This window comes from Enterobacter sp. PTB (assembly GCF_051130085.1).
GTDB classification, from domain to species: Bacteria; Pseudomonadota; Gammaproteobacteria; order Enterobacterales; family Enterobacteriaceae; genus Enterobacter; species Enterobacter ludwigii.
Map to the genome: position 1 here is coordinate 1 of NZ_JBDKEE010000121.1, position 497 is coordinate 497.

At 58.4% G+C, this 497-nt stretch carries 1 protein-coding gene; it reads right to left on the reverse strand.

Annotated features, from left to right (window positions below):
* Positions 1-50: 50 nt before the first annotated feature.
* A partial coding sequence (locus AAIR21_RS27870; RefSeq protein WP_434682841.1) for a VasL domain-containing protein occupies positions 51-497 on the reverse strand: 447 nt, incomplete at its 5' end.

Here is a 497-nt window from a genome sequence, read left to right on the forward strand (position 1 = left end):
CACCGTCCACAGTAAGAAATGATTATCGGGTTGTGTTTTATCGTCGTGTGTCATGGGGTTAACTTTCCAGCCTGTACGGTCAGTGCGTAGCGGTTCTGCAACTGCAGAAGATGCTGCGCGGCCTGCTGTTCCGTCGCAGTCTGGCTGCCATCATTATTTTTTTGCTGTGACAGCTGGCGTAACTGTTCTTCCAGCGGCACGTTCTGGCTCAGGATCTGCGTGATGGCAAACACCGACGACTTCAGCTCCGAGACCGTCAGGTATTTCCCCCGCTGCATATCGGTACTGTTGAGTCTGTTCGTCAGTGCCTGCAGTTGCACCATCGCCTGATGCCAGCCCTGCAGACGGGCTTCCGGCAGGGCATTCGCCTCCACCTGCTGCTGCCACTGTTTCGCCAGCGCGGCGGTATCGGGCTGATGCGGCCACAGGCGCTGCGTCTGTGCCACCAGCGCGAAACCATAGTCCTGCGCCCATGACGGGGAAAGCTGCGCCAGTTC